This is a genomic window from Arthrobacter sp. JSM 101049, from assembly GCF_041679245.1.
GTDB lineage: Bacteria > Actinomycetota > Actinomycetes > Actinomycetales > Micrococcaceae > Arthrobacter_H.
On record NZ_JBGFFC010000003.1, the window covers coordinates 516248 to 541523 of the forward strand.

A 25276-nucleotide genomic window follows, 5' to 3' on the forward strand; every position below is an offset into this window, starting at 1 on the left:
CTAGGATGGTTTATCGAGGAGGTAGATATGTCCACGAAGTACAACATCCAGGTCACAGATGCCCGGTCGGCGGTGACCAGTGCGCGGAATGAATTCGACGACCTCGACGGCCAGGAAGGCCGCATCGAAGTGGCGGGTGAGGCATTGGCCAATGCCCTCGAGGAGGACGCGCTCAACACAGCCCTGAAGCAGGTCTTCTCGGACTTCCTGAAGCCGTGGACCGTGACCCTCGTGGACCACGGGAACAACCTCCTCAACGCCGCCGACTCGATCATCTCCGAGTTCGTGGCCGCCGATGGCGACATGGAAGACTCCGCGAACAAGCAGCACGTCAGGGACATCGCCAAGATCATCGACACGGTCGACGACACCCCCGACTACGATCCGAAATCCTCGACCTCCTCGACGTCGGCGGCGAACACCTATGGCGGAGCCAACAGCAGCGACGGAAGGTATGAGTGGTGACAACACCCGAGGGGACCTATATATCGTCCATCGTCTTCATCAACTACCTGCCGGCGAAACTCCCCCAGTCCGAGGAGATCCGCGCCGCCGGGACGACGTTCAAGAGCAAGGGCGACAAGATCGACACCGGCTACTCGGATACGATCACGCATTGGAACAAGCTGGCGGCGGCCGCGACCTACCCGAACGACGACACCGTCAACAACGGATTCGCCACGGAAATCCGCCCCCTGGCCGAAGCCGTCGTCTCCGGGATCAACAGCATCAAGGCCGCCACCGACACCTTCGCCGAGAGCCTCGACGGCTTCAAATCGACGCATTCGAACCTCAAGACCGAGGTCGAAAACTTCAATGCCCTGCCGCACTCGACCTACTCGGACGCCCAGAAGGAAGAGGCAGGAGAAGAGGGCACGACCCTTCCGGCAACGCGCACCAGTGCCGAACGTTCCCGCATCATCGGGCTCCTGCAGACGGCCAAGGAGAGCTACCAGAGCTACATCGACACCTGCGCATCGGCCATCGATGCATCCAGCCCCGCTGCGGCAACGCCCTCCACCGGCAAGGCCACGGTCAAGGTGATCAAGGGGTTCAAGAACACCTACAACATGGTCAACACAAACGTGGACCGGGCCGCCAAGCTCGACGTGACCAAGGGCGGCCGTCTCAAACTGGTCTGGTCGATGAACGAGCGGTCGCTGTCCCAGTTCGCGTTCGATGGCGCGCCCAACCTCAAGAAGTTCCTGGTCGACGGAAAGCTCGGCCCCTTCACCGCCTCCGAGTTCATGACCCGTCATGCGGACGAATTCGCCAAGTGGGCCGACGGCAAGTTCGTCGACTTCACCACCGGGGCCAACACCTGGACCGACAGCGTCCTCAAACCCGGGTTCATGCTCATGCTCCCCGCGGCGGTGCGCAACAAGCTCTCCAACGTCTTCGGCCGCAACCAGGGCCGCTGGGGCAAGGGCAACAAGCAGCTCTTCTGGGAAAGCAACAAGCACGGCAAGACAAAATTCAAGATGCACCTCACGGGCGAGGGACCCCGGGCCCGCTTCGACAAGTTCTTCAAGGGAGTCGACAAGTTCGACGGCGTGCTCGATAAGATCAACAAGAGCCCCATCACCAAGTGGGGCGGCCGTGGGCTGGGACTCCTGGACACGGGGATGACCTACTACGACTCCTACACCAGCAACTACAACGAGGAGTTGCGCAACAACCCGGGCGCCGACCCGGACGAGATCCGCAATGAAGCCGCCAAATCCACGGCCATTGAGGGCACCGCGGAGACCGCCGGCAAGATCGCCGGCGGCGTAGCCGGCCGTGCCCTCGGGGCCGCAGCCGGCCAGGCCCTGATCCCGATCCCCGGTGTGGGAGCGGCTGTTGGCGGCTTCGTCGGCGGTTTGGCCGGCGAATGGGTGGGCGGCAAGATCGGCAAGGGCGTCGGCGAATTCATGAATGATTGGCGCCAGGGCGGCGCCAGCAAGGCATTCGGGGACGCCGGCGAAGCCATCGGCGACGCAGGAAAGGCCGTGGGCGAAGGCCTGAAGGACATCGGCAAGGGCATCGGTGAGAAGCTCTTCGGGTGGGGCTAGTAGGCTCGATGGCACGCGAGCGACCGGAGGAGCGCCTGGATGATTGAAGACACCAACTGGTACCTGCTGTACGAACCCACCTTCTGGGGTGGTGTCGTCGTCGCCCTCCTGCTGTGGTGGATCCCGACGTCGATCGCACGCAAGGGCCTGAACGGCTCGTGGCGCAGCTGGGTGCTGGCACCGGCCATTCCCTTCCAGATCTCGGCGCGGAACACCTGGCCGTTCATGTTCGCCGCCGGATCCGTCGCAGTGGCGATCGCCCTGCTCTCCATTCCGGCCGAGGTCATGGGCTGGGAGCGAGCCCGCGAAACTGTCTGGAACTTTTTCTTCGTCCCCTGGGCATTCGTCATCCTGTCCTTCATTTGGTGGCCACTGTGGCTGAGCCCGCGCTGGTACCGCGCCTGGGCCAAACGCGGCGGCACCCGCGAAACCAACCCGTGGACCGAACCGGAGATCGCAGCAGTGCGCGCCGCCAGGGCGTCCAAAAAACAGGACAAGCAATTGGCCGACATCGAACGCTGCCAGGCCAAGGCCCGGGAGGTGGGCCACCACCACACCGATTCCGAGCCCGACACGGCCGATCCGCAGGAGGGACCCAGGACATGACCACAGCCACTGGACGCACCGGAAGCATCGCCCTTGACCTGCCCGACGGGTGGGAAGTGGGCCCCGCACGACCGGAGTACGAGCTGTTGGCCTTCGCGCCGGCACCGACCGAATCGTTCGGGCCGACCGTAGTCGTCACGATCAACCCCTACCGCGGAAGCATCGCCGAGTTCATGGAGCGCACTGTCGAGGGGATCGCCGAGGCGACGACGGCACCACAAGTCGTGGACATCCGCCCGTGGACCGCGTCGCCCGATGCCGAGGCGGGATCCCAGCTCGATGCCTCCGAGGCGTTGTCCGGCCGGGCCGTGATGTACACCCATCTCTCCCCCAGCAACGGACTGAGCCTGTTCGCCACGGAATTCCTCCGCATTGAGCGCGGACTGGCCATCCAGGTCACCGCCACGGCGACGGTCCAGCAATGGCAGTTCTTCGGCCCCCTGCTCAACCGCCTCGCCGGCGCCGTTCAGCTCACCGCTGCGGCAGTCGGCCCGGAAGTAGACGCCGGGCCGGCCCCCCTCCCCTCTGGTGCCCTGGACCCGGTCGCCTCTACGGCATTCGGCCACGACGTCGAGAAGATCGACGGCATCGTCAAGGCGCAGCCCTTTGAGTTCGACGGCGTCTGGGTCCACGGCCGCACCATCGAGGTGCTCACCGAGCTGTCGGACGGCCTGAAGCTCGGGGTGCTGAACAAGTCCTCCTATGCCGAGCAGCTACGTGAACTCGAGGCCCTCGAATTCGTCCGCGGAACCCGGTTGACCGAACTCGGCGAGGCCGTCGGCGCACACCTCACGGATCCGCAGGCCTCATACCGCATCACCGGACTCGATTCCGGCGGGGAGTCCTGGTTCCAGGCCTGGGCGCACGGACCGACGGCGCTCATCGTCGCCGAGCCCGGCTACCACCGCGTCCTCGACGGGCAGCCGGCCGACCGCCCGTCGAACGAACACTTCAACCTCCAGTTGGTGCCCCTGCCCCAGTTGTCCACGCTCATGGCGCGGTGGGTTGGCCTGCAGCCGGCCTGGAACCTGGCGTTGCTGCCGAACCCGCTGCCCGTCGACGACCTGGCCCGGGGCTGGTTGGGCGACCGGATGCCCCCGGAAGGCAGCAACGCGGCCATGAAGGCCTTTTGGGACGAACCGTGGTTTTCCTGGACGTTGACCTCCACCGGCATCGACTCCGAGCCGGACGACGTCGCCTACTTCAACGGCGGGCGCGTGGGCCATCAGCGCCTCTTCAACGAGGGGGATGCGGCGACCTTCGCGCCGACCGAGTCGACGTTCGTCTTCACCCAGCTTGAGGACCGCATCCAGGCCACCATCTTCGGCCGCCAAGCCGTCGTGCTGTAAAGGACCCGCGCCTTCGGGCCCGGCGCACCGGCGCCGGGCCGTGCCCGTTGCCTTAGGCTGGGAGGCACAAGATTTCCACGCAGCACCGGCCGGCCCTCGGCCCCACATCTTGGAGGAATCCATGCCCAAGCACGCCCAGCACGTTCCCTGGTGGCAGGACGCGGTCATCTACCAGGTGTACCCCCGCTCGTTCGCGGATGCCGATGCCGACGGCATGGGTGACCTGCGCGGCGTGGCCTCGAAGATCGGCTACCTGAAGAACCTTGGCGTCGACGCCGTCTGGCTCTCTCCCTTCTACAAGTCCCCGCAGGCCGACGCCGGGTACGACGTCGCCGACTACCGCCAGGTCGATCCCCTGTTCGGCACCCTCGGGGACTTCGACGACATGCTCGCCCGGGCCCACGCCGAGGGCATCCGCATCATCGTGGACCTCGTGCCCAACCACACCTCCGATGAGCACGTCTGGTTCCAGCAGGCCCTCGCCGCGGCACCCGGCTCGCCCGAACGCGACCGTTATATTTTCCGCGACGGCAAGGGCCCGAACGGGGACCAGGAGCCGAACAACTGGCAGTCGCTCTTCGGCGGCCCTGCCTGGACCCGCAGCGTGGACGCCGACGGCGCCCCGGGACAGTGGTACCTGCACCTCTTCGACGTGAAGCAGCCCGATCTGAACTGGAACAACGACGAGGTCCACGCCGAGATGCGCGACGTCCTGCGCTTCTGGCTCGACCGCGGCGTCGACGGCTTCCGCGTCGATGTCGCCCACGGCATGGTCAAGGCCGAAGGGCTGCCCGACTGGTCCGAGAAGGTCAGCATGGTCCAGGGCACCGAGGAGCCGGCGGTCAAGGAAACCCCGCCGTACTTCGACCAGGAGGGCGTGCACGCGATCTACGAGGAGTGGAACGCCGTGCTGGCCGAATACGACGGCGACCGGATGATGGTCGCCGAGGCCTGGGTCGAGCCGGTGGAGCGCATCTTCCGCTACGTGCGCGAGGGCGAGATGCAGCAGGCCTTCAACTTCGGGTTCCTACTGGCGGGCTGGAGCGCACCGAACATCGCGGACAACGTCACCGAGACCCTTGCGGAAGCGGCGGCCGTCACCGCGACCCCCACCTGGGTGCTGTCCAACCACGACACCGTCCGTCACTGCTCCCGCTTCGGCCTCGCCGACCCGACCACCTTCCCCAAGGGCATCGGCGCGCAGGACGAACAACCTGACGAGGCACTTGGCGCCGCCCGCGGCCGGGCCGCCGCTCTGGTCATGCTGGCCCTGCCGGGCTCGGCCTACGTCTACCAGGGCGACGAGCTGACCCTTCCCGAGCACACGACCTTGCCCGACGCCGTCCGCCAGGATCCCAGCTTCTTCCGCACCCAGGGCGTCGAGCGCGGCCGCGACGGCTGCCGCATCCCGATGCCCTGGGCCGCCGAGCGGCCAGGCTTCGGCTTCTCCCGTGCAGTGGACGACGGCGATGCCCCACCGGCCGCCGGCGCCGAACCGTGGTTGCCCCAGCCGGACAGCTACCAGCGGTATGCGGCCGACCAGCAGGTGGGCGTGGCCGGGTCGGCCTTCGAGCTCTACCGCATGCTGCTCTCCGTGCGTGCCGAGCGGGAACTCGGACGCGGCCGGTTGGAGTGGACGCCGGACAACGCACCGGCCAGCGGCGTGCTCTCCTACGCCAACGGCGACCTGCAAGTGCTGGCGAATCTGGGCACCGAGCCCGTCGAGATCCCGGCGGGCCTTGAGGTCGCCGTGGCCAGCAGCGCCGACGCCGTCACCGGAAACGGCCGGCTGTCCCCCAATGCGGCCCTCTGGCTGGTGCCGACCAGCTAGCAACCCGGGCCGGACGCCTGTCTCAGCGCACGCGTTCGGCCCGTGACATGCGTGTCCGGGCCCCGGTGGCGAGGTGGATGACCACCGGTCCGCCGGCCCCGAGTATGGCGTCCATGTCCACGACGAGCGAGGCGATGTCCTCCGCGATGCGATAGGGGGCGGCCCCGAGCCGGGGCTGCACCTTGACGCGCAACCCGGCGTCGTGGCGGGGCACGGACCACGAGGTGACCGATACGGTCACCAGGTCGGGCCTGCCCGCCAAGGCCGCCTTGAGGGTCTGTTCGGGCACGGCCGAGGAGAGCTCGATGATCCCGCGGGTGCCCTCCTCGCGGAATTCGCGGGCGAAGACGCCCGTCTTGCCCTGCCCCTGGACTGCCATCCACCAGACCATCAACAGCACCAGGACGATCATCACCACGGAGACCACGATCCACAGCCACGAATCCCGCTGGCCTTCCAGCGTGGTGTCGTCGAGCAAGCGTGTGAACGCTGCGCCCACCTGGTCGGCAAATCCCCGCCATCCGTCGGCATAGGACGGGATCGCGGCGAGCAGCAGGCCATGCACGCCCAGAGCGGTCATGAGCAGGCCCAACAAGGTCAGGATGATGCGATTGGCGGTTCGTGGTGTCCGGTTCACTGCCCGACCACCCCCGTCTCGGCGACCTGGACCTTCACGTCTGGCGCCGGTTCGATGCGGTTCGTCCGGATCTCGTCCTCGACGGCCGCATGGACGGCGGCAGCGTCGATGCCGATGCCCGAGGTCGGCCGCAGCTGCACGCTGACGTGGCTGCGGCTGACGATGACCACTACCTGCTCGGGGGTCACCCCGGCCTGCATCCGGGCACGACGCGCCAGGGTGGAGGCCAGGACCCCGTCGTCGACGACGACGATCGCCCGTTCGTGGGGGATCGCGTGCCGGGCCCGCCGCCCGGGCAGGATCCCATGCAGCAGGAAGAACAGGCCCAATGCCAGGACGACCAGCGACCCGGCAGCCAGGACCAGCGGATCCGCCGAGTCGGGAAGCCCGGTCAGCCAGGTGCCCCATTGGCCGGGAGAGCGGATCCAGACGTCCTGGCCGAGTGACTTCATGGCCGCCTCGAACATGAAGTACAGGCAGACGGCGGTCACCAGCAGGGCGGCGATGACAGCGGCCGTCGACCGGGCGCTGTGCAGCTCGTGGGACTGGAGCCTGCGGCGTTCGTCGTCGTTCATGCCATCCTCCTTCGGCGCAGCACCACGCCCGTGACCCGCACGTCGATGCGGCTGACGTGCGATCCGGTCAATTCCACGAAGCGTTCGCGGACGGCGGTCCGCGCTTCGCGGGCGCGGGCGAGGACGGAACCGTCGGGATCGACGGATGCCTCCCGTCCGTAGACCAGTGGCGAGATCGGCAACGGCAGGTTCAACCCCAGGGCCAGGGCCCCGTATTCGTCGTTCAGCACGACACGGATCTCACTGGGCAGGACCTCGAAGACCTCTGCGGCAATGATCCGGGCGGAGCTCGACAGGGCCTGGGTGCTCACACGGGTGTGCCCGGCCAAGGCGCGGCCGGTCGTCGGGGCGTTCACGACGAGGAACGCCGGCCGGTCAGGGCATCGCGCACGCTGCGAAGGTCCAGGCGACCGTCGATGAAGCGGCCGACGAGCGCACCGACGGCCAGGAAGATGGCCATCAGCACGAAGCCGCCGAAGCCAAAGGACAGCGCGGCCCAGCCGAGCACGGCGGCGACGGCCAGTCCAAGCAGGGTGGGGTTCATGGTTGCTCCACGGTGTCGGAGGTGGCCCCGCCATTCGGAGCGGCGGGGTGTGGCCGGGGGGTCCGGTCGGGCGGCTGGGGCGGCTGCTGGCCAGCCGCCGCGTGCGGTGCGGCGCCGGCTGCCTCGGGGAGGTGGACGTCGCCGATTTCGACATTGACCTCGATCACGTGCAGCCCGGTGATCCTCTCGACCGCGAGGTAGACGGCGGCGCGGACCTCCTCGGCGATCTGCTGCAGGGGACGCCCATAGGCCGCAGTGAGGACGATGTCGACGGCGACCTCGCGTTGGCCGACCTCGGCGGAGACGCCGGGCGAACCCTCACCGGCACCGACCGCTCCGCGCAACGCCCCCAGGGCACGGCTGGATCCCAAGCCCAGGAAGTGCACGCCCGGGACTGAGCGGGCGGCCACGGCGGCAACCTTGGCCACGGCGCTGTCGGTGATCGACGTGGTTCCCGTGGCCGGGGTCGACACCGGCTGCGCGGGAAGGTGCTCGGGTTGGTCCATGACGGCCTTTCGTTCGGAGCGCGCGGACGTCTCACCACCCTACCGCTCCCGCCAGCAGCGCCACAGATGCAGAAAACCCCCCGGGATTCCCGAGGGGTTCTAGCTGGTGGCTCCGACCGGCGTCGATCCGGTGACCTTTCGATTTTCAGTCGAACGCTCTACCAACTGAGCTACAGAGCCTGGCATCATCTAGGCGATGATCACCGTGATCTCCCGTGTACCGGAAAACCAAAGCGACCCTGACGGGACTTGAACCCGCGACCTCCGCCGTGACAGGGCGGCGCGCTAACCAGCTGCGCTACAGGGCCTAGTTCACAAGGTTTTACCCTCGCTTCACAAGTCCTAAACTTTACCAGAGATTTTCGCACCGGCGAAATCAGGACCTGCAGTACCCCCAACGGGATTCGAACCCGTGCCGCCGCCGTGAAAGGGCGGTGTCCTAGGCCGCTAGACGATGGGGGCCGGACGGCTGCCGAACACAAGTGTCCCGCAGCGACCTCATCAACTATAGGGCACCTTTTTCCCTGTGCAAAACCGCTGGCACAGTCGGCTGCACTCAGCGCGGATAGAGTCCACATATGAGCTTCTCCATGACCCCGGACGAGTTCGAGGCCGCCGTTTCCGATGCGCTCGACAACGTCCCCGATCGCCTCCTGGCCATGATGGACAACGTCGCCGTCTTCATCGAGGACCGCTATGAGCCGCTGCCCGACGAGGATCCGCACACCTCCCTGCTGGGACTGTACGACGGCGTGCCCCTGCCCGAGCGTGACGATGGCTGGGCTGCGGGGTCCATGCCGGACCGCATCATCATCTTCCAGGAGGACACGCTGGCCGCCTGCTCGTCACGCGAGGAGGTCATCGCGGAGGTCCAGATCACGGTCGTCCACGAAATCGCCCACCACTTCGGTATCGACGACGAGACCTTGCACCGCCTCGGATGGGGCTGAACGTCACCGTCCCGCAACCATCGGGTCCCCGCGGCCCATCGTCGACGCAGAACCTGCGAGCGGACGGAATAAGGGCCCGGACCTGCACTTCCATCCCGCAACACCCGTGAGAATACACCCGAATGACAGCGATGTTATTTAAGATGTTGAAGTGACTCGTGTTGCCACTGTTACATTAAGTCGCCTATTGTCGTATGAAGCAGTAACTGAACCGTGACCCGACACGCCGCCAACGTCGGCATTTCGTGATCCGGCTCGGTCCATCATTCGCAGCAGGGGGCTCAAGGTATGGCCAAGAGGCAATTTCTAGGTGTCGCGACGTGCACGCTCGCCTTGATCGGCGGGACTCTCGTCACCGGGACTGCGGCAACTGCCGCCCCGGAACCGTCCAACACGACGGTCGGCACCTCCGCCTTCGGCACCGTTTTCGCTGCATCCGTTCCCGCAGCACGAAGCACCCCGACGTTGCCGACCCGCGCCGAGATCACGGCGGCCAAGGACGATCCCGCCCAGCTCAAGGCGATGGCCGCATCGCTCGAGGACCTGATCCTGGAGTCGAATCGTGACCTCGCCGCGGCCGAGGCGTCGGCCCTGAACGACCAGGACGCCTACCTGACGACCAACCAGGTCCTCGCCGAGCGCAACGAGGTCGCCTCGACGGCCCGCACCGAAGCGGCCAAGGCCACCCGCTACTACGACGCCGTGAAGAAGCAGGTCGGCCAGCTCGCCGGCGACCTCTACCGCAACGGGGGCATCAACCCCGGCGTCACCTCGATGTTGAACGACTCCGAGGACAGCGATGTGCTGTACAAGGCAGCCACGATGCAGACCCTGGCCGCCAACCGGTCGGCTACCCTGTCCAGCGCCCAGCAGGCCGCCTCCCTCTGGGCCGACTGGCAGAACTATGCAGCCGAGGCCGAAGCGGCCGCTGCCGATGCCGCCGATGCGAACCGGGCCGCACTGAAGGCAGCAGAGCAGACGCGTGCCGCCTACGAATCGCGCATCGAGGACCAGAAGAAGCTCCGCAGCGAGCTCATCGGCCAGCTCGCCTACCTGCGCGACTCGGATCGGGCCAAGGAGGCCAAGCGCGTTGCGGAGCTGGAAGCGCAGCAGCGCCAGGAGCAGCTGCAGGCTGAGCTCGCGGCCACGCCTGCCGACCCCGCCGTGGAGCGCCCGGCTGCACAGGCTCGCGCGCTGGCCCCGGCACCGGAAGCCGTTCCGGACGTAGTCCCGACTTCGTCCTCGCTGGCACCGACCAGCAAACCGAAAGCGAAGAAGGAGCGCCCAGCCAGCGTCGCTTCCAACTCCCCGTCGAAGCCGGCCGTGGACCGCGAACCCCAGGTTGTGGCCGCCTCGACCCCGAAGCCCATCGAGACGTCGGCCTCCGACAACTCTGAGGCGGCGCAGCAGGAGGCCGACCGGAAGGCCAAGGCGGCTGCACAGGCCGCGAAGAAGGCTGAAAAGGAAGCCGCGGCCCAGGCCAAGGCGGACGCTCGGGACAAAGCGCGCGCTGAGGAAGCAGCCCAGAAGGCAGCAGAGCGGGAGAAGGCAGCAGAGCGGGAGAAGAAACGGCAGGAAGCCGAAGCCCGCGCGGCGCAGGAGGCATTGGAAAAGGCAGCGGCCGAGCAACGGGCCAAAGAGGAGGCAGCCGCCCAGGCGGCGGCTGGATCCTCCAAGGAATCGGCCATCGCCTGGGCCCTGAAGACCGCGGCCGACAACAGCAACTACTACGTCTACGGTGCCAACGGGCCGGACGCGTACGACTGCTCCAGCTTCACCCGCGCGGCCTTCGCCCAGAGCGGCATCTCACTGCCGCGCACCTCGTCACAGCAGTACGCGGGCGGTACCAAGGTCCCGCTAAGCCAGCTCAAGCGCGGCGACCTGGTGTTCTCCGCCAGCGGCAGCGGCATCTACCACGTGGCCATCTACCTGGGGAACGGCCAGGTCGTCCACGCCCGCAACCCCGACGCCGGCATCTCCACGACGTCCCTGGGCTGGGTCAACAACCTGGTGTCCTACGCCGTGCGCTACTGAGCCTGCCCCTGCACGACGCTGAAAGGCCCCCTTCCGGTTCACACACTGGAAGGGGGCCTTTCCGTACCTGGGCCGATACTGCGTCGTGCGCCGGGTCAGGCTCCGTCGTCGTGGTCGAAGCTGGCCCGGTCGTCCAGCCGGGGATCCGGGGAATCCGGCACCACCAGCACCGGTCCCTTCGAATGATGCAGGACGCCCTGCGACGTGGATCCCAACAGCATGCCGGCAAAGCCGCCACGCCCCCGCGAACCGGTGACCATCAGGGTCGCCCTGGCGGATTCCTCGATCAGGACCTCGATGGGGGCGCCTTCGATGACGTCGGTCTCGATGACCAGGTCCGGGAAGTGGCTGGCCAGCCAGCGTTTTCCGACGGAGAGCTGCCGGCGCACGTCGATGGTCAACGCCTCCTGGTCGACCGTCGCCGGCATCCAGGCCAGCGACCCGCTCACCGGTGGCAGCGCGCAAACCACCCGCAGCGGGATCCCGCGGGCCGAGGCCTGTTCGGCGGCGACCAGGACGGCTCGGCGGGCGCGGTCCGAGCCATCGACTCCGACGACGACCACATCGCGGATCGCCGGATCGCCGGCGGCCCGCTTCGACACGCACAGCGGCACGACGACGGTGGGGCACTTGGCGTGGGCGGGCAGGGCGCTGCTGACCGAGCCGAGCAGCCGGCCCACGAAGCCTCCCCGGCCCCGAGTGCCCACGACCACCAGGTCGGCCTGTTCGCTGAGTTCCATCAACACCCCGGCCGGGTCCCCGGATTCGATGCGCAGTCGCACGTCCACGCCGATGTCCCCGATGCGGTCCCGGGCGGCGTCGAGGACCTCCTGCGCACCGTCGCGGATGACCTGGTCATCCAGGGTCGCGTAGCCGGCGTCCATGCTGGAGGCGGCGAAGACGGGAATCGTGTAGGAGGTGACGATGTTCAGGGGCACACCCCGCCGTCGTGCCTCGTGGGCGGCCCAATCCAACGCGCACAGCGCCGGGTCCGAGCCGTCGACGCCGACGACGATGCCCTCCGCCGGTGCGACGGGCTCCTGGGGAACATTCGCTTCGCTCATCTCGGTCACTCCTTGGCAGTCGGGTGGTGGTGTCTTCCGGCTCGATCCCACCCGGTTCCGCGAGCTGCTTCCCCGGGGTGGTCTCCTTCCTCACACTACCTACTTCCAGCTCGATTGGACCCGCCGGCAGCCACTAGGATTCTGCCCATGGCTAAAAACGGGCTCGGCACCCTCGACCGCTACTTCAGGATCACCGAACGGGGTTCGACCTACTCACGGGAGATCCGGGGCGGCCTAGCCACCTTCTTCGCGATGAGCTACATCGTGGTGCTGAACCCGCTGATCCTCTCCGGTGCCGACGCCACCGGGGCCGAACTGGGCCCCGCCCGCGTCGCTGCCGCCACCGCGCTGGTCGCCGGCGTCCTGACGATCCTCATGGGCGCCTGGGCCAAGCAGCCCTTCGCCATGGCCACCGGGCTGGGCGTGAACGCGTTCGTCGCCGTGACGGTGGCAACGAACCCCGGGCTGACCTGGCCCGACGTCATGGGGCTGGTGGTCATCTCCGGTGTGACCATGCTGGTGCTGGTGCTCACCGGCTTCCGGACCGCGGTGTTCAACGCCGTTCCCCCGAGCCTGAAGACGGCGATCGTGGTGGGCATCGGCATGTTCATCGCGCTGATCGGGCTGGTCAACGCCGGGTTCGTGCGCCGCATCCCCGATGCCGCCGGCACCACCGTCCCAGTCGGGCTCGGGTTCGACGGCGCGCTGGTCGGCTGGCCGACGCTGGTCTTCGTGGTGGGGCTGCTGCTGACCATGGGCCTGGTGATCCGCAAGGTCAAGGGCGCCATCCTCATCGGCATCGTCGCGGCCTCGGTGCTGGCCAACATCCTCGAGGCCCTCTTCCACATCGGCCCGTCCTTCGACGGTGCCGGCGCGCACCCGCAGGGCTGGTCCCTGGTGGTCCCCTCGATGCCCGACTGGGCCGCGCCGGACCTGTCCCTGATCGGGCAGGCCAACGTGGTCGGCCCGTTCCAGCACCTGGGCACGGCCTCGGCCCTGCTGCTGGCCTTCGTGATCCTCCTGTCGATCTTCTTCGACGCCATGGGCACCATGGTCGGGCTGGCGAACGAGGCAGGCACCGTCGATGCGGCCGGGAACATCTACGACGTCGACCGGGTACTGCTGGTCGATTCCCTCGGCGCTGTCGCCGGCGGGGGCACCTCCTCCTCCTCGAGCCAGATCTTCGTCGAGTCCGGCGCCGGCATCGGCGAGGGCGCCCGCACCGGCCTGGCCTCGATCGTCACCGGGCTGCTCCTGATCGCCGCCATGTTCCTCACCCCCCTGATCCACCTGGTCCCGTTCGAGGCCGTCGCCCCCGCACTGGTGGTGGTCGGCTTCATGATGATCACCCAGGTCACCAAGATCGACTGGGCGGACTGGGGCGTGGCCCTGCCGGCCTTCCTGACGTTCATCCTCATGCCGTTCACCTACTCGATCGCCAACGGCATCGGCGCAGGCTTCGTCGCCTACGTCTTCGTCCGCACGATCCAAGGTCGGGCGAAGGAGATCCACCCGCTGATGTGGGCCGTCGCCGCGGCGTTCGTGCTCTTCTTCGGCATCGGCATCATCGAGCAGGCCGCCGGATTCTAGCCCGCGGCGGCGGTGCCGCGGGCTACGCTGGGCCCATGGGACACGAGGGGTCGTACCTGTGGCAGCTGCGCCAGGACGTGGGCTCGCGCCTGCTGCTGGTGCCCGGGGCGCAGGTCGTGGCCCTGGACGACGACGGCGATGCCCTCTTCCAGCGCCGTGCCGGTACCGGCGTCTGGGAGTTCCCCGGCGGCGCGGCCGAACCCGGCCAGGATTTCCGCGCGGTTGCGGTCGCCGAGCTGTCCGAGGAGACCGGCTTGCAGGCCGAGCCGCACGCGCTCATCCCGTTCGCCTCGCTGTCCGATCCGGCCTACCACGAGCTCGAATACCCCAATGGGGATCGGGTGCACGCCTTTGCGCTGTGCTTCGTCTGGCGCGGGGCGACCGGTACCCTGCGGGCCGAGGAGTCGGAAGTCGCCGAGCTGGCCTTCCGTCCCGTGGACGATCCTCCCCGGCCGATGAGCCGGCCCGCATCCCGAGTGCTGGAGCTCTACCGGGAATACGTGCGCACGGGCAGCTTTCAGGCATCCTGAGGGCCTGGGGGTTCTGCGTCGATCACCGCTACGGTTCCGGCGAAGGCACGGACCCGGGCCGCGTCCCAGTGCTGGGCCGGCACCGCCCCGCCAAGCAGTTCGCGCAGCATGGCGGGGCTGGCGGGGATCGGCGCGTTGGACCCCGCGATGACCATGTTCCCGTAGCGGCGCCCCTTGAGCATGGCCGGATCGGCGACGATCGCCGTATGGGCGAAGACGGCGCCGATGGTGGCCGCTTCCCGCCGGGCGGTCTCCAGCTTCGGGGTGTCCCCGCAGTTCACGACGTACAGGCCGTCGTCGGCCAGCACGCGGGCGGCTTCGCGGGTGAAGTTGACGGTGGTCAGGTCGGAGGGGGTCTTGTCCCCGGCGAACACATCGCGGATGAGCAGGTCGCGGGTGTCGTCGGTCAGCGAGCGGAGGACCTGCCCGGCCTCGCCGGTGCGCAGGCGCAGCAGCGGCGCCCGGGGCAGGTCGAACCAGCACCTGACCAGTTCGGCCAGCCGGCCGTCGAGTTCGACGACGACCTGGCGGGAATCCGGGTAGGTGGCCGCGGCCCAGCGGGCCATCGAACAGGCCCCTCCACCCAGGTGCAGGACCCGCAGCCGGGAGGTGCCGCCGTCGTGCGGTGGAGGGAAGCGCGAGGTGGCCAGCGCGGCGATCCAGCGCATGTACTCGAAGTCCAGGCGCAACGGGTCGGCCAGATCCACATGTGAGGAGGGCACCCCGTTGACCTTGAGGATCCAGCCGTCGTCGTCGTAGGGGTCGCGTTCGAGGGTGGCGGTGCCGGTGTCGATCGGGTAGTCGCCGGCCACCGGTCCGGCGGCCGCGCCCGACGGGGCCTTCCTTGACGTGGCCTTCCCTGCCGCGGACTTGCCCGGAGCGGGGGTGCCGCCGGTCCGTGCGCCGGAGGGGGACTTGCGGGAACGGGATTTAGCCATGCAGGCCCGGCCGGACCATGCGGACCTCGTAGAGGCCGCCCCAGACATCGGACAGCTGCTCGCGCGCACCGTCGAGCTCGAAACCGTGCTTGCGGTAGAAGGCCTGCGCGCGCGGGTTGTGCTCGAGGACCCAGAGCACGGCGGACAGGTTCCCGATGGACGCCTGCAGCAGCCGCGCCCCCAGCCCGGTTCCGTACGCCTCGGCGAGGATGTAGAGCATCTGCAGTTCGGCCACCGCGCCGGTGTCCGCGTCCTCGTCCAGCACCGGGGCGCCGCCCGCGCAGCCGACGATGCGCCCCTCGTCGTCGGTGGCGATCCAGAGTTCGGCTCCGGCGGCGAGGCCACGGGTCCACCAGTCGATTTGGGCCTCGCGGCGGGACTCCTCGAGCTCGAAGAACGACTCCGGCCGCTGGCCCGCATAGGTTTCGCGCCAGGCGGCGAGTTTCATGGCCAGCGTGGCGGGGATGTCCCCGGTGGCGGCCTGGCGGATTGTGTAGTTGGTGGTGCTCACCCCACCAGCGTACTGGGGCGGCGGTGGCCGGTCAGCGCACGACGGCGAGCGCGAACCCGTCCCAGCCCTTGGCCCCGGTGGTCTGCAGTGCCGTGGCTTCCAGCCGCGGGTCGCCGCCGAGGATGTCCAGGACCTCGCGGGTCCCGATCGTGGCCCGGCCGTCCTCGGTCGACGCATCGGCGGGCTCCAGGATCGCGCCGTGGCGCACGACATTGTCCACGATGATAATCGACCCCGACCGGGTGAGCTCGAGGGATTCGAGCACGTACTGCGGGTTGTTCTCCTTGTCGGCGTCGATGAAGACCAGGTCGAAGGGCTCCACCTCCTCGCGCCGCAGCTCGGCCAGGGTGTCCCGGGCCGCTCCCAGGCGGATCTCCACCCGGTCCCCCACCCCGGCGGCATCCAGGTTCCGGCGGGCTACCCCGGCATGGCGGGGTTCGAACTCGCAGGTGGTCACGTGCCCGTCCGGGCCGACGCCGTCGGCGAGCCAGCTGGTGCTGTAGCCGCCCAGCGTGCCGATCTCCAGCACCCGCCGGGCCCCGGAGATGCGCGCCAACAGCCCCAGCAGCTTGCCCTGCCCGGCACTGACCTCGATCTGCGGCAACCCGGCTGCGTGGGCCGCCTCGCGGCCGGCCGCCAGCGTCGCGGGTTCCCCGACGACGGTCTCGCGCAGGTAGTCGTCGACGTCGGCTGGTTCGGCGCCCATGGGCTAGTCCCCCATCCGTTCCAGCGCCTTCTGCAGGCGGTCGACCTTGCCGGTGAGCTCGCCGGTGCGTCCGGGGCGGATGTCGGCCTTGAGGACGAGCGAGACGCGGTTCCCGTAGGCCGCCACCGCCTCGGTGGCCCGCTTGACCACGTCCATCACCTCGTCCCACTCGCCCTCGATCTCGGTGAACATCGACGAGGTGCTGTTCGGCAGCCCGGAGTCCCGGACGACCTTGACGGCCGCGGCCACCGCGTCGTGCACGGAGCCGTCGGTGTTGGGCATGTTGGTGGAAACGGAGAAGGCAACGATCATGCCTTCAGCGTGCCACCCGGGCCGCCGGTTGTCACCACCGCAATTGTGTTGGATCGCACACCATGTGCCACAGTAGATGCGGCCCGCCCACACCGCGAGCCTCCCCCATAGCCGCGACCCAGGCAGGACCATGCACCAGACGACCACGAAAGCCCCGGCGGAAGCCGCCAGCACGCTGAACCGCAAGCTCTCGCTGCGGCACATCCGCTTCATCGCCCTCGGCTCCGCCATCGGCACCGGCCTGTTCTACGGATCGGCCGAGACCATCCAGGCGGCCGGCCCCGCGGTGCTGCTGGCCTACATCGTCGCCGGCTGCGTGGTCTTCACCGTGATGCGCGCCCTCGGCGAACTGGCGGTCCGGCACCCCGTCGCCGGGTCCTTCGCCCAATACGCCAACCGCTACATCAGCCCGCGCGTCGGGTTCCTGGCCGGCTGGACATTCGCCTTCGAGATGGTCATCGTCGCCATCGCCGACATGACCGCCGTCGGCCAGTACATGGGCATGTGGTACCCCAACGCCCCGGGGTGGATCTGGATGCTCGCGGCGATGCTGCTCATCGGCGGCCTGAACCTGCTCCGGGTCAGCGTCTTCGGCGAACTCGAGTTCTGGTTCACGCTGATCAAGATCGTGACCATCATCGCGATGATCGCCGGAGGCCTGTACCTGATCGTTTTCGGCGTCACCGTCGGCGGCTACCATCCCGGACTGCACAACCTCGTCGACCACGGCGGCTTCGCGCCGTTCGGCGTGTGGGGCATCGTCATGAGCCTGGGGATCGTGGTGTTCTCCTTCGGCGGCATCGAGACCCTGGGCATGACGGCCGGGGAAACCAGCGACCCGGCCACGGCCATCCCGAAGGCCGTGAACACCGTGCCGATGCGCATCCTGGTCTTCTACGTGCTCTCCCTGGGCGTCATGCTGTGCATGTTCCCCTGGAGCGAGATCGGCTCGGAGGGCAGCCCCTTCGTGCAGGTCTTCGCCGGGCTGGGCATCCCCGCCGCCGAACACATCATCAACGCGGTGGTGCTCACTGCCGCACTGTCGGCGATGAACTCGATCTTCTACGCCGCCACCCGCACCATGTACGGGCTGGCCGAGCAGGGCCAGGCCCCGGCCTCCTTCGCCCGGGTCTCGCGCAACGGGATCCCCGTCTGGCCGGTCGGGCTGGTCGCCGCCTGCCTGCTGGTCGGACTCGGCCTCTACTTCTGGATCCCCGACGAGCTCTTCCTCATCGTCGCGTCCATTGCCACGTTCGCCACGGTGTTCACCTGGGGAACCATCCTGCTGGCCCACCACCGTATGCGCCTGGAACTGCGCGCCACCGGGCAGTCACCGGGCAACTACGTCCTGCCGGCCTGGCCGGTCCTGAGCTACCTCGGGCTTGCCTTCATGGCCTTCATCGTGGTCATCCTCGGCTTCAGCGAATCCGGCCGCACCGCCCTGGTCGTCGGCGTCGTCTGGATCGTGCTGCTCCTCATCGCCTACCGTTTCGTCGGCGCGGAAGGCCGCCGCAAGATCGAGCTGGAAACCGCGCCCAACTAGGGCGGGCCTGTGCCGCCACACCGGCGTGACGGCCCCCACACGGAGGATCAACCGATCGGTTGATGGAACGGAACGCGTCCCACGGGATCGTGGATATAGGAGCCAAACGGCTCCCTGGTTCCCCGCGAAAGAAGTAGACGTGTTCCTCGCCATCCGTGACATCCGATTCGCCAAGGGCAGGTTTGCCCTGATGGGCGGCGTCGTCGCCCTGATCACCCTGCTGCTGGTGATGCTCTCCGGCCTGACCGCCGGACTGGGCAATCAATCGACGTCGTCCATCTCCCAGCTCGGCGCGGTCCACGACGGAGCCACCACCGACCCGGTGGACGCGATCGCCTTCGGAGCCACCGGCAACGGCGACCCCAAGGCCTCCTTCACGGAAAGCTCGATCACCGCCGGGCAGGTCCGGTCCTGGGCACAACGCGACGGCGTCGCCCGCGCCGAGGCGCTGGGCATCAGCCAGACACGGCTGCAGGCCGGGAATGCCGACACCGCCGGCGGCACCACCAACGTCGCCGTCTTCGGCGTCGCCCCCACCGGCCAACTAGCCCCGGCCCCGGTCAGCAAGGACACCGTGGTGCTCAGCAGGACCGCAGCCGAGGACCTCGAGGTCTCCACCGGCGACACGGTGACCCTCGGCGGCAGCGAACTCACCGTCGGCGACGTGGTCGACGACCAGTGGTACTCGCACACCAGCGTCGTCTGGACCGCGCTGCCCACTTGGTCCGCGATCGCCCACCTGACCGATCCCGACCAGGTCGGGACCGTCGCCGCCATCACCTACGACCAGGATGCCGCCGTCGACGAGGCCGCTGCGAACGAGGCAGCCGATACGGTCAGCACCTCGCGCACCGGCGCGTTCCAGGCCCTGGCCTCCTACCAGAGCGAGAACGGCTCCCTGCTGATGATGCAGGCCTTCCTCTACGGGATCTCGGCACTGGTCATCGTGGCTTTCCTGACCGTCTGGACCGTCCAGCGCACCCGCGACATCGCGGTGCTCAAGGCCCTGGGCGGATCGGGACGCTACATCCTGCGCGATGCCATCACGCAGGCCGCGATCGTCCTGCTGGTTGGGGCGGGGATCGGGGGCGCCGTGGGCATCGCCGGCGGGTTCTTCGCCGCCCAGGCCGCGCCGTTCCTCGTGAACATCCAAACCACCCTGCTGCCCATCCTCGGCATCGTTGCCCTGGGCCTCGCCGGATCCGCGTTGGCCGTCCGCCGCACCACCAAGGTCGACGCCCTGATCGCCCTCGGCGGGAACTAACGCCGCCATGCCCCGGCGGCCCCCGCCGGGTCTGGCTTCTCCTTCCCTCCCCCTCCCCTCCCCGATTTGCCCCGCAAAGGAAACACCACGATGACCTCCATCGACCCCACCAGCACAACGAACGCACTGAGCCTCGTCAACGTCACCCTCGAGTACCCGGACGGCGACGGCATCGTCAAGGCCCTGGACGGCGTGGACCTAACCGTCCAGGCCGGGGAGATGGTCTCCCTGGTCGGCCCCTCGGGATCGGGCAAGTCGAGTCTGCTCGCCACCGCCGCCACCCTAGTCCGGCCCACCCACGGACTGGTCATCGTCGACGGGGTCGACGCGACCGGGCTGGCCGACAAGGAGCTGACCACGTTGCGGCGGGAAAAGATCGGCATCATCTTCCAACAGCCGAACCTGCTGGCCTCGCTCACCGCGACCGAACAGCTGCTGATCGTCGACCATCTGCGGGGCAAGTCGTTGAAGGCAGCCCGGGCCAAGGCCAGCGAACTGCTCGACATGGTCGGCCTCGGGCCCGACGCCGGGAAGCGGCCACACCAGCTCTCGGGCGGCCAACGCCAGCGCGTGAACATCGCCCGTGCCTTGATGGGCGACCCCAAGGCACTCCTGGTCGACGAGCCGACGGCGGCGCTGGACCACGACCGCTCCGACTCCATCGTGCGGCTCCTGCGCGAGGTCACCGACGAATTCCAGGTCGCCACGATCATGGTCACCCACGACACCGAATTCGTCCCGCTGACCGATGCGGTCGCCACCATGCGCGATGGCCGGCTCTCGGCCCCCGTCCTCACCGCGGCCTGAGCCCGGGGACCGGGGACCTGGGGGTGTGACCCCGGTCGTGGGCGGCGAGCGGCCCGGCGTGGCACGATGGACGAGGCACAGCGACCGGCTTCGAAGGAGACCCATGGCCCGCGGCATCTACGTCAGTGCGTCCACCCCGGCGAGCGGGAAGTCGCTGGTCACCCTGGGCCTGGCGGATCTGCTGCACCGGCACGCCGACCGGATCGGGTTCTTCCGACCCATCACCGATGGCCCCGACGTGGACACCGATCCGGCGGTCGCCCTGATCCGCGACCTCTTCAACCTGGACGACGCCCATGCCGGCGTGGCCATGACCCGGGCGCAGGCCCGCGAGCTCATCGTGGCCGGGAAGATCGACGAGATCCACTCCCGCTCGCTGGAGGCCTACAGCCGGATCGCCCGGGACGTCGACGTCGTCATCGTCGAGGGAACCGACCTGACCGACCACGATGCAGCCCTGGAGTTCGGGCTCAACGCCCAGCTGGCCAACCACCTCGGATGCCACGTCGTAGGCGTGGTCAACGCCGCCGGCCACACCGTCAACGAGGCGGTCGACGCCGTCGATGTGGCCCGCAAGGGCTTCTACGAGGAAAACGTCTCACTGCTCTCCATGATCGTCAACCGGGCCGACCCGGAACTGGCCGGGCCGATCCGCGAGTCGGTCCGCCCCGGGCTGCAGCACCGCAAGGTCTACGTCCTGCCCGAGATCGACGAGATCGTCAGGCCCACCGTCGGGGAGGTCAGTGCCGCACTCGGCGCCCGGCTGGTGGCCGGCGCCCCGGAACTGGACCGCGACGTCCGCCATGTCCTCGTCGCGGCCATGAACGTGGGCTACCTGCTCGAACGCTACCGCGACGACTCGCTGGTCATCGCCCCGGCCGACCGCTCCGATGTCATGGCCACCGCCGTCGCCACCTCCCGCACCCCGGGGTTCCCCGCCACCGCCGGCCTGCTGCTCACCGGCCCGCGGCCCGTCGAGGATTCCATCCTGCCGCTGCTCGCGGCCGCCCCCTTCCCCGTCTTCACCGTCCCCGAGGACACCTATTCAACCGCGCACCGCGTCTGGGAAGTCTCCGGCACCCTGACCGCGGCCCAGCCCCGCAAGACCGCAGCCGCCCTCGGCGCCTGGTACCGCGACGTCGACGAGGACGAGCTGCTCGCCCGCCTCTCGCTGCCGGCCCCGGAGACCATGACCCCGCTGCGCTTCCTGCACCAGCTCATCGAACGGGCCCGGTCCTCCCGCCAGCGCATCGTGCTGCCCGAGGGCGAGGACCTGCGCATCCTGCGGGCCGCCGAGATCATCAACCGCCGGGGCATCTGCGACCTGGTCATCCTCGGCAACACCCACGAGGTCCGCGAGCTGGCCGCCGCCCACGGCATCGACCTGAACGGCATCCCCGTCACCGACCCGGCCCGCAGCGACCTGCTGGACGGCTTCGCCGCCGAGTACGCGCGGCTACGCGCCCACAAGGGCGTCACCGTCGAGGCCGCCCGCGAACGCATGCTCGACCGCTCCTACTTCGCCACCATGATGGTCCACCTGGGCCACGTGGACGGCATGGTCTCCGGCGCCGCCCACACCACCGCGAACACCATCCGCCCCTCGCTGGAATTCATCAAGACCCGGCCCGGGGTCGCCGTCGTCTCCTCGGTCTTCCTGATGCTCCTGGAGGACCGCGTGCTGGTCTACGGCGACTGCGCGGTCAACCCGGAACCGGACTCGGCCCAGCTCGCCGACATCGCCGTCGCCTCCGCACAGACCGCCCGGCAGTTCGGCGTCGAACCGCGCGTGGCGATGCTCTCCTACTCGACCGGCACCTCCGGATCCGGCGGTGCCGTCGACGACGTCCGCGCCGCCACCGAACTGGTGCGCAGGCGCGACCCCGACCTGGCCGTGGACGGGCCCATCCAGTACGACGCCGCCGTCGACGCGTCCATCGGCGCCTCCAAGCTGCCCGGATCCTCGGTGGCCGGACAGGCGACGGTGTTCATCTTCCCGGACCTGAACACCGGCAACAACACCTACAAGGCCGTCCAGCAATCCGCCGGCGCGGTCGCCGTCGGGCCGGTGCTGCAGGGGCTGAACAAGCCGGTCAACGACCTTTCCCGCGGCTGCACGGTGGACGACATCGTCAACACCGTGGCCATCACCGCCATCCAGGCCCAGGAAGACTAACCCAGGAAGACAAGGAGTCGTCCGCATGCTCGTGCTCGTCATCAACTCGGGGTCGTCCTCGCTGAAGTACCAGGTCCGCGAAACCACCACCGACGAGGTCCTGCTCTCCGGCCTGGTCGAACGGATCGGCGAGACCGAGGTCCCCGACCACGCCGCCGCTCTGGAAACCGTGGAGGAGCACCTGCACCGTGTCCTGGGCGACCGCGAGATCGAGGCGGTCGGCCACCGCGTCGTCCACGGCGGCGAGCGCTTCACCGCCCCGGTGCTCATCACCCACGAGATCGTCCGCGAGATCGAACGCCTCGCCCCGCTGGCGCCCCTGCACAACCCTGCCGCCGCCCTGGGCATCCGCGCCCTGCTGGACAAATGGCCCAAGCTCCCCCAGGTGGCCGTGTTCGACACCGCGTTCCACCGCACCATGCCCGAATACGCCTGGCGCTACGCCGTCCCCGACGACCTCTACAAGCGGCACGGCGTGCGCCGCTACGGGTTCCACGGCACCAGCCACGACCACGTCGCCGGGCGGGCCGCCGAACTGCTCGGCATCGAGCGCCGCCGCTTCCGCGCGGTGATCGCCCATCTGGGCAACGGCGCGTCGGTCACGGCGATCCGCGACGGCGTCAGCGTCGACACCTCCATGGGCTACACCCCGCTCGAGGGCCTGGTCATGGGCACCCGCTCCGGGGACCTCGACGCCTCGATCGTCACCCAGCTGGTCATCCGCGGCGAATACACCGCCGAGGAGATGGACCGCATCCTCAACAAGGACTCCGGGCTCAAGGGACTCTCCGGCGACAACGACATGCGCACGGTGGTCGAGGCCGCGGCGGAGGGGCACGACGGCGCCGAGCTGGCTTTGGGGGTCGCCTCCTACCGGCTGCAAAAATACATCGGCGGGTACCACGTCGCTGTCGGCGGGGCGCAGGCCATCGTGTTCACCGCCGGCATCGGGGAGAACTCCTGGCCGTTCCGCAAGCGCGTGGTCGACGGCCTCGGCGCGTTGGGCGTCACGCTCGACGAGATGTCCAACGTCGAGCGCAGCAAGGAACCCCGGGTCATCTCCGCGCCGGATTCGGCCATCCCGGTCCTGGTCGTCCCGACCGATGAGGAATCCGAAATCGCGCGCGCCACCGAGGAACTGTCCCGCTCCGACCGGTAGGCGCCATCCCCGCGGACGGGGTGGTTTCCCGGGTCGGTTCCCGCATCCGTTTCGTGCACCGGGATCGTGCACCGGTTTCGTGCACCAGGACTGATCCGGAGGCCCGATGTGAGGCAGGATGGTGCCATGGCCCACAGGGTGGGTCCGGTGCGGTTCCGTCACAGGAGGTGATTGCCATGCCGTCCTGGCTCGACCATCCCCGGTCACCGGACGAAGGCGATGAGAACGACGACGATGCCCGGCGTCCGGGATCCTCGCCCCCGGGCGCGGACCTTCCCGACCCGGACAGCGCCCCTGCCGAGGGACACTACGCCAACGGCTCCGCCGAGTTCCATGGTGCCGGAGCGGTCCCCGAGGGCTTCGGCTTCCGCACCGGCATGCGCAGCGCGCGAACGGTCCTGGGCTTCGCGTGGTTCGTCCTGGCCATGGCCACGCTGCTGCTGCTGATGGGAGCCATCATTTTCATCGGCCAGTCCGCCTGGATCCCGGTCATCGTGCTCTGCCTGCTCGAGGCGGGGTTCATCACCGTGTTCATCGTGCTGCGCAACCTGGCCCGGCAGCGCCGCAACCAACCGGACTGAACCGTTGCGGGTGGCCGTTTAGGGCATCCCCGCCCACCGCAGCAGCGCCGCGGCCACCGCACCAACGATCACCACCACCAGGAACGGGGCCCGGAGCAGCAACGCAATGCCGGCGGCCACGAGCGCCCCCACGCGCGCGTCGAGGACCAGCTGCTGGCCGCTGGCAAACGTGTTGACGGCGGCCAGGGAACCCAGCAATCCGACGGTCAGGGCACCGGCGACGCGTCCCATGCGCGGTTTGTCCAGGATGCGAGCGGGGACCAGGTAGCCGGACAACTTCGTCAGGTAGGCCACCACGCAGCCAGCCAGCACCCACCACCACAGACTCATGCCGCGGCCTCCGCCGGCCGGTGTCCGATCCAGCCCCATAGGGCCGCGACGAGCGCCGCGACGAGGATCGGCACCCCGGGCGGGACCAGCGGCACCACCAGCACCGTCGCCAGCGCGCAGACCACGGCCATGGCCACCGGTTCGCGCGCCTTCAGGCGGGGCCAGAGCAGTGCCAGGAACGCGGCCACCGCCGCGCCGTCCAGGCCCCACGCCTTCGGGTCGCCGAGCGCGTCGCCCATGAGGGCCCCCACGACCGTGAACACGTTCCACAGGATGAAGACCCCGAGGCCTGCGGTCCAGAAGCCGCGCCGCAGCTCGACAAGGTCCTCCTGCACGACGGCGGTGGCCGTGGATTCATCGATGGTCACGTGGGCCGCGGCCGCCTTGCGCCAGCCCCGGGGACGGGCCAGGGCATTCATCTGCATCCCGTAGACCATGTTCCGCACGCCCAGCAGCGTGGCCGCACCGAAGGCGGCGGATCCGGCACCCCCACCGGCGATGACCCCGATGAAGGCGAATTGCGACCCGCCGGTGAACATCAACGCGCTCAGGGCGACCGCCTGCCAGAAGGACAGGCCGGACGTGACGGCGAGGGCGCCGAAGGAGATGCCGTACAGCCCGGTCGCCACCGCGATCGAGAGGCCGGTCTTCACGGCCGGGGACTGGCTGAAGCGCATGA

At 68.8% G+C, this 25276-nt stretch carries 27 protein-coding genes and 3 tRNA genes; 15 read left to right on the forward strand and 15 right to left on the reverse strand.

Translation table 11 applies throughout. The features are described 5' to 3' along the window. The first annotated feature begins 27 nt into the window (after nucleotides 1–27). The 5 genes from AB8M85_RS11855 (at nucleotide 28) to AB8M85_RS11875 (ending at nucleotide 5840) form a co-directional block, all read left to right on the forward strand. Nucleotides 28–465: a hypothetical protein gene (locus tag AB8M85_RS11855; RefSeq protein WP_372699022.1), complete on the forward strand. Its 438-nt coding sequence runs from the start codon at nucleotides 28–30 to the stop codon at nucleotides 463–465. Continuing rightward, nucleotides 462–2054 (forward strand): hypothetical protein, encoded by a 1593-nt coding sequence (locus AB8M85_RS11860; protein WP_372699023.1) that lies wholly within the window; start codon nucleotides 462–464, stop codon nucleotides 2052–2054. Before AB8M85_RS11855 ends, AB8M85_RS11860 begins: the two co-directional genes overlap by 4 nt. 39 nt (nucleotides 2055–2093) lie before the next feature. Then, nucleotides 2094–2660 (forward strand): hypothetical protein, encoded by a 567-nt coding sequence (locus AB8M85_RS11865; protein WP_372699024.1) that lies wholly within the window; start codon nucleotides 2094–2096, stop codon nucleotides 2658–2660. Continuing rightward, entirely contained in the window at nucleotides 2657–4009 is a 1353-nt protein-coding gene (locus AB8M85_RS11870) for a hypothetical protein (protein ID WP_372699025.1), read from the forward strand. The genes AB8M85_RS11865 and AB8M85_RS11870 overlap by 4 nt, the downstream gene beginning before the upstream one ends. A gap of 121 nt (nucleotides 4010–4130) precedes the next feature. Then, on the forward strand, nucleotides 4131–5840 hold the full coding sequence (locus tag AB8M85_RS11875) for a glycoside hydrolase family 13 protein (protein WP_372699026.1): 1710 nt from the start codon (nucleotides 4131–4133) through the stop codon (nucleotides 5838–5840). A 22-nt stretch (nucleotides 5841–5862) separates the two neighbouring features. On the opposite strand, the gene AB8M85_RS11880 is transcribed toward AB8M85_RS11875, so the two are convergent. From AB8M85_RS11880 to AB8M85_RS11915, 8 genes are all read right to left on the reverse strand, one after another. After that, entirely contained in the window at nucleotides 5863–6477 is a 615-nt protein-coding gene (locus tag AB8M85_RS11880) for a hypothetical protein (RefSeq protein ID WP_372699027.1), read from the reverse strand. Next, nucleotides 6474–7052 carry a DUF6286 domain-containing protein gene (locus tag AB8M85_RS11885; RefSeq protein ID WP_372699028.1) on the reverse strand — a complete coding sequence of 193 codons (579 nt, stop codon included), beginning with the start codon at nucleotides 7050–7052 and terminating at the stop codon, nucleotides 6474–6476. The genes AB8M85_RS11880 and AB8M85_RS11885 overlap by 4 nt, the downstream gene beginning before the upstream one ends. Beyond that, a complete protein-coding gene (locus AB8M85_RS11890; protein WP_372699029.1) occupies nucleotides 7049–7408 on the reverse strand; it encodes a hypothetical protein in 360 nt (119 codons plus the stop codon). The genes AB8M85_RS11885 and AB8M85_RS11890 overlap by 4 nt, the downstream gene beginning before the upstream one ends. Further along, nucleotides 7405–7596, reverse strand: a complete 192-nt coding sequence (locus AB8M85_RS11895) for a hypothetical protein (RefSeq protein ID WP_372699030.1) — start codon at nucleotides 7594–7596, stop codon at nucleotides 7405–7407. The genes AB8M85_RS11890 and AB8M85_RS11895 overlap by 4 nt, the downstream gene beginning before the upstream one ends. Next, nucleotides 7593–8102: an Asp23/Gls24 family envelope stress response protein gene (locus AB8M85_RS11900; protein ID WP_372699031.1), complete on the reverse strand. Its 510-nt coding sequence runs from the start codon at nucleotides 8100–8102 to the stop codon at nucleotides 7593–7595. The genes AB8M85_RS11895 and AB8M85_RS11900 overlap by 4 nt, the downstream gene beginning before the upstream one ends. 104 nt (nucleotides 8103–8206) lie before the next feature. Further along, nucleotides 8207–8282, reverse strand: a tRNA-Phe gene (locus tag AB8M85_RS11905). Between the two features lie 54 nt (nucleotides 8283–8336). After that, nucleotides 8337–8410, reverse strand: a tRNA-Asp gene (locus AB8M85_RS11910). 81 nt (nucleotides 8411–8491) lie between these two features. Then, a tRNA-Glu gene (locus AB8M85_RS11915) sits at nucleotides 8492–8564 on the reverse strand. Nucleotides 8565–8680: 116 nt separating this feature from the next. Here AB8M85_RS11915 and AB8M85_RS11920 point away from each other — a divergent pair. Then, nucleotides 8681–9052: a metallopeptidase family protein gene (locus AB8M85_RS11920; RefSeq protein WP_372699032.1), complete on the forward strand. Its 372-nt coding sequence runs from the start codon at nucleotides 8681–8683 to the stop codon at nucleotides 9050–9052. A gap of 288 nt (nucleotides 9053–9340) precedes the next feature. Next, entirely contained in the window at nucleotides 9341–11086 is a 1746-nt protein-coding gene (locus AB8M85_RS11925; RefSeq protein ID WP_372699033.1) for an NlpC/P60 family protein, read from the forward strand. Nucleotides 11087–11181: 95 nt separating this feature from the next. Here the strand turns inward: AB8M85_RS11925 and AB8M85_RS11930 are convergent, their stop codons facing one another. Further along, complete coding sequence (locus AB8M85_RS11930) at nucleotides 11182–12150, reverse strand: universal stress protein (RefSeq protein WP_372699034.1); 969 nt, start codon at nucleotides 12148–12150, stop codon at nucleotides 11182–11184. 147 nt (nucleotides 12151–12297) lie between these two features. Here AB8M85_RS11930 and AB8M85_RS11935 point away from each other — a divergent pair, with 147 nt between their 5' ends. Both AB8M85_RS11935 and AB8M85_RS11940 read left to right on the forward strand, forming a co-directional pair. Beyond that, nucleotides 12298–13740 (forward strand): NCS2 family permease, encoded by a 1443-nt coding sequence (locus AB8M85_RS11935; protein ID WP_372699035.1) that lies wholly within the window; start codon nucleotides 12298–12300, stop codon nucleotides 13738–13740. A 35-nt stretch (nucleotides 13741–13775) separates the two neighbouring features. Further along, nucleotides 13776–14270 (forward strand): NUDIX domain-containing protein, encoded by a 495-nt coding sequence (locus AB8M85_RS11940; protein WP_372699036.1) that lies wholly within the window; start codon nucleotides 13776–13778, stop codon nucleotides 14268–14270. On the opposite strand, the gene AB8M85_RS11945 is transcribed toward AB8M85_RS11940, so the two are convergent. The 4 genes from AB8M85_RS11945 to AB8M85_RS11960 are packed head-to-tail and all read right to left on the reverse strand — an operon-like array spanning nucleotide 14258 to nucleotide 16737. Further along, entirely contained in the window at nucleotides 14258–15208 is a 951-nt protein-coding gene (locus AB8M85_RS11945) for a spermidine synthase (RefSeq protein ID WP_372699037.1), read from the reverse strand. The two genes, AB8M85_RS11940 and AB8M85_RS11945, sit on opposite strands and share 13 nt — an antisense overlap. After that, the gene (locus tag AB8M85_RS11950; RefSeq protein ID WP_372699038.1) at nucleotides 15201–15719 is read right to left on the reverse strand and encodes an N-acetyltransferase family protein; all 519 of its coding nucleotides are present in this window, start codon (nucleotides 15717–15719) and stop codon (nucleotides 15201–15203) included. Before AB8M85_RS11950 ends, AB8M85_RS11945 begins: the two co-directional genes overlap by 8 nt. A gap of 31 nt (nucleotides 15720–15750) precedes the next feature. Continuing rightward, a complete protein-coding gene (locus AB8M85_RS11955; RefSeq protein ID WP_372699039.1) occupies nucleotides 15751–16425 on the reverse strand; it encodes an O-methyltransferase in 675 nt (224 codons plus the stop codon). 3 nt (nucleotides 16426–16428) lie between these two features. Then, nucleotides 16429–16737 carry an MTH1187 family thiamine-binding protein gene (locus AB8M85_RS11960; RefSeq protein ID WP_372699040.1) on the reverse strand — a complete coding sequence of 103 codons (309 nt, stop codon included), beginning with the start codon at nucleotides 16735–16737 and terminating at the stop codon, nucleotides 16429–16431. A gap of 130 nt (nucleotides 16738–16867) precedes the next feature. Between AB8M85_RS11960 and AB8M85_RS11965 the strand changes: the two genes are divergently transcribed. The 6 genes from AB8M85_RS11965 to AB8M85_RS11990 all read left to right on the forward strand — a co-directional run bounded on the left by AB8M85_RS11965 (nucleotide 16868) and on the right by AB8M85_RS11990 (nucleotide 24267). Beyond that, nucleotides 16868–18280, forward strand: a complete 1413-nt coding sequence (locus AB8M85_RS11965; protein ID WP_372699041.1) for an amino acid permease — start codon at nucleotides 16868–16870, stop codon at nucleotides 18278–18280. Between the two features lie 139 nt (nucleotides 18281–18419). Continuing rightward, nucleotides 18420–19544, forward strand: a complete 1125-nt coding sequence (locus AB8M85_RS11970) for an ABC transporter permease (RefSeq protein ID WP_372699042.1) — start codon at nucleotides 18420–18422, stop codon at nucleotides 19542–19544. 90 nt (nucleotides 19545–19634) lie between these two features. Further along, complete coding sequence (locus tag AB8M85_RS11975; protein WP_372699043.1) at nucleotides 19635–20351, forward strand: ABC transporter ATP-binding protein; 717 nt, start codon at nucleotides 19635–19637, stop codon at nucleotides 20349–20351. A gap of 103 nt (nucleotides 20352–20454) precedes the next feature. Further along, nucleotides 20455–22527: a phosphate acetyltransferase gene (gene pta, locus AB8M85_RS11980; protein WP_372699044.1), complete on the forward strand. Its 2073-nt coding sequence runs from the start codon at nucleotides 20455–20457 to the stop codon at nucleotides 22525–22527. Between the two features lie 25 nt (nucleotides 22528–22552). Next, on the forward strand, nucleotides 22553–23686 hold the full coding sequence (locus AB8M85_RS11985; protein ID WP_372699045.1) for an acetate/propionate family kinase: 1134 nt from the start codon (nucleotides 22553–22555) through the stop codon (nucleotides 23684–23686). A 176-nt stretch (nucleotides 23687–23862) separates the two neighbouring features. Further along, nucleotides 23863–24267, forward strand: a complete 405-nt coding sequence (locus tag AB8M85_RS11990; RefSeq protein WP_372699046.1) for a hypothetical protein — start codon at nucleotides 23863–23865, stop codon at nucleotides 24265–24267. A gap of 18 nt (nucleotides 24268–24285) precedes the next feature. Here the strand turns inward: AB8M85_RS11990 and AB8M85_RS11995 are convergent, their stop codons facing one another. Together AB8M85_RS11995 and AB8M85_RS12000 are read right to left on the reverse strand one after the other, a co-directional pair. Beyond that, nucleotides 24286–24597: an AzlD domain-containing protein gene (locus tag AB8M85_RS11995; RefSeq protein WP_372699047.1), complete on the reverse strand. Its 312-nt coding sequence runs from the start codon at nucleotides 24595–24597 to the stop codon at nucleotides 24286–24288. Continuing rightward, the gene (locus AB8M85_RS12000; protein WP_372699048.1) at nucleotides 24594–25274 is read right to left on the reverse strand and encodes an AzlC family ABC transporter permease; all 681 of its coding nucleotides are present in this window, start codon (nucleotides 25272–25274) and stop codon (nucleotides 24594–24596) included. Before AB8M85_RS12000 ends, AB8M85_RS11995 begins: the two co-directional genes overlap by 4 nt. Between the last annotated feature and the right edge of the window lie 2 nt (nucleotides 25275–25276).

Excerpts from the sequence above, each read along its gene's own strand:
- AB8M85_RS11855 (WP_372699022.1), top strand. The coding sequence starts at position 28 with ATGTCCACGAAGTACAACATCCAGGTCACAGATGCCCGGTCGGCGGTG.
- AB8M85_RS11865 (WP_372699024.1), top strand. The coding sequence starts at position 2,094 with ATGATTGAAGACACCAACTGGTACCTGCTGTACGAACCCACCTTCTGG.
- AB8M85_RS11870 (WP_372699025.1), top strand. The coding sequence starts at position 2,657 with ATGACCACAGCCACTGGACGCACCGGAAGCATCGCCCTTGACCTGCCC.
- AB8M85_RS11875 (WP_372699026.1), top strand. The coding sequence starts at position 4,131 with ATGCCCAAGCACGCCCAGCACGTTCCCTGGTGGCAGGACGCGGTCATC.
- AB8M85_RS11885 (WP_372699028.1), bottom strand. The coding sequence starts at position 7,052 with ATGAACGACGACGAACGCCGCAGGCTCCAGTCCCACGAGCTGCACAGC.
- AB8M85_RS11895 (WP_372699030.1), bottom strand. The coding sequence starts at position 7,596 with ATGAACCCCACCCTGCTTGGACTGGCCGTCGCCGCCGTGCTCGGCTGG.
- AB8M85_RS11900 (WP_372699031.1), bottom strand. The coding sequence starts at position 8,102 with ATGGACCAACCCGAGCACCTTCCCGCGCAGCCGGTGTCGACCCCGGCC.
- AB8M85_RS11920 (WP_372699032.1), top strand. The coding sequence starts at position 8,681 with ATGAGCTTCTCCATGACCCCGGACGAGTTCGAGGCCGCCGTTTCCGAT.
- AB8M85_RS11925 (WP_372699033.1), top strand. The coding sequence starts at position 9,341 with ATGGCCAAGAGGCAATTTCTAGGTGTCGCGACGTGCACGCTCGCCTTG.
- AB8M85_RS11930 (WP_372699034.1), bottom strand. The coding sequence starts at position 12,150 with ATGAGCGAAGCGAATGTTCCCCAGGAGCCCGTCGCACCGGCGGAGGGC.
- AB8M85_RS11935 (WP_372699035.1), top strand. The coding sequence starts at position 12,298 with ATGGCTAAAAACGGGCTCGGCACCCTCGACCGCTACTTCAGGATCACC.
- AB8M85_RS11940 (WP_372699036.1), top strand. The coding sequence starts at position 13,776 with ATGGGACACGAGGGGTCGTACCTGTGGCAGCTGCGCCAGGACGTGGGC.
- AB8M85_RS11945 (WP_372699037.1), bottom strand. The coding sequence starts at position 15,208 with ATGGCTAAATCCCGTTCCCGCAAGTCCCCCTCCGGCGCACGGACCGGC.
- AB8M85_RS11955 (WP_372699039.1), bottom strand. The coding sequence starts at position 16,425 with ATGGGCGCCGAACCAGCCGACGTCGACGACTACCTGCGCGAGACCGTC.
- AB8M85_RS11960 (WP_372699040.1), bottom strand. The coding sequence starts at position 16,737 with ATGATCGTTGCCTTCTCCGTTTCCACCAACATGCCCAACACCGACGGC.
- AB8M85_RS11965 (WP_372699041.1), top strand. The coding sequence starts at position 16,868 with ATGCACCAGACGACCACGAAAGCCCCGGCGGAAGCCGCCAGCACGCTG.
- AB8M85_RS11975 (WP_372699043.1), top strand. The coding sequence starts at position 19,635 with ATGACCTCCATCGACCCCACCAGCACAACGAACGCACTGAGCCTCGTC.
- pta (WP_372699044.1), top strand. The coding sequence starts at position 20,455 with ATGGCCCGCGGCATCTACGTCAGTGCGTCCACCCCGGCGAGCGGGAAG.
- AB8M85_RS11985 (WP_372699045.1), top strand. The coding sequence starts at position 22,553 with ATGCTCGTGCTCGTCATCAACTCGGGGTCGTCCTCGCTGAAGTACCAG.
- AB8M85_RS11990 (WP_372699046.1), top strand. The coding sequence starts at position 23,863 with ATGCCGTCCTGGCTCGACCATCCCCGGTCACCGGACGAAGGCGATGAG.
- AB8M85_RS11995 (WP_372699047.1), bottom strand. The coding sequence starts at position 24,597 with ATGAGTCTGTGGTGGTGGGTGCTGGCTGGCTGCGTGGTGGCCTACCTG.
- AB8M85_RS12000 (WP_372699048.1), bottom strand. The coding sequence starts at position 25,274 with ATGCGCTTCAGCCAGTCCCCGGCCGTGAAGACCGGCCTCTCGATCGCG.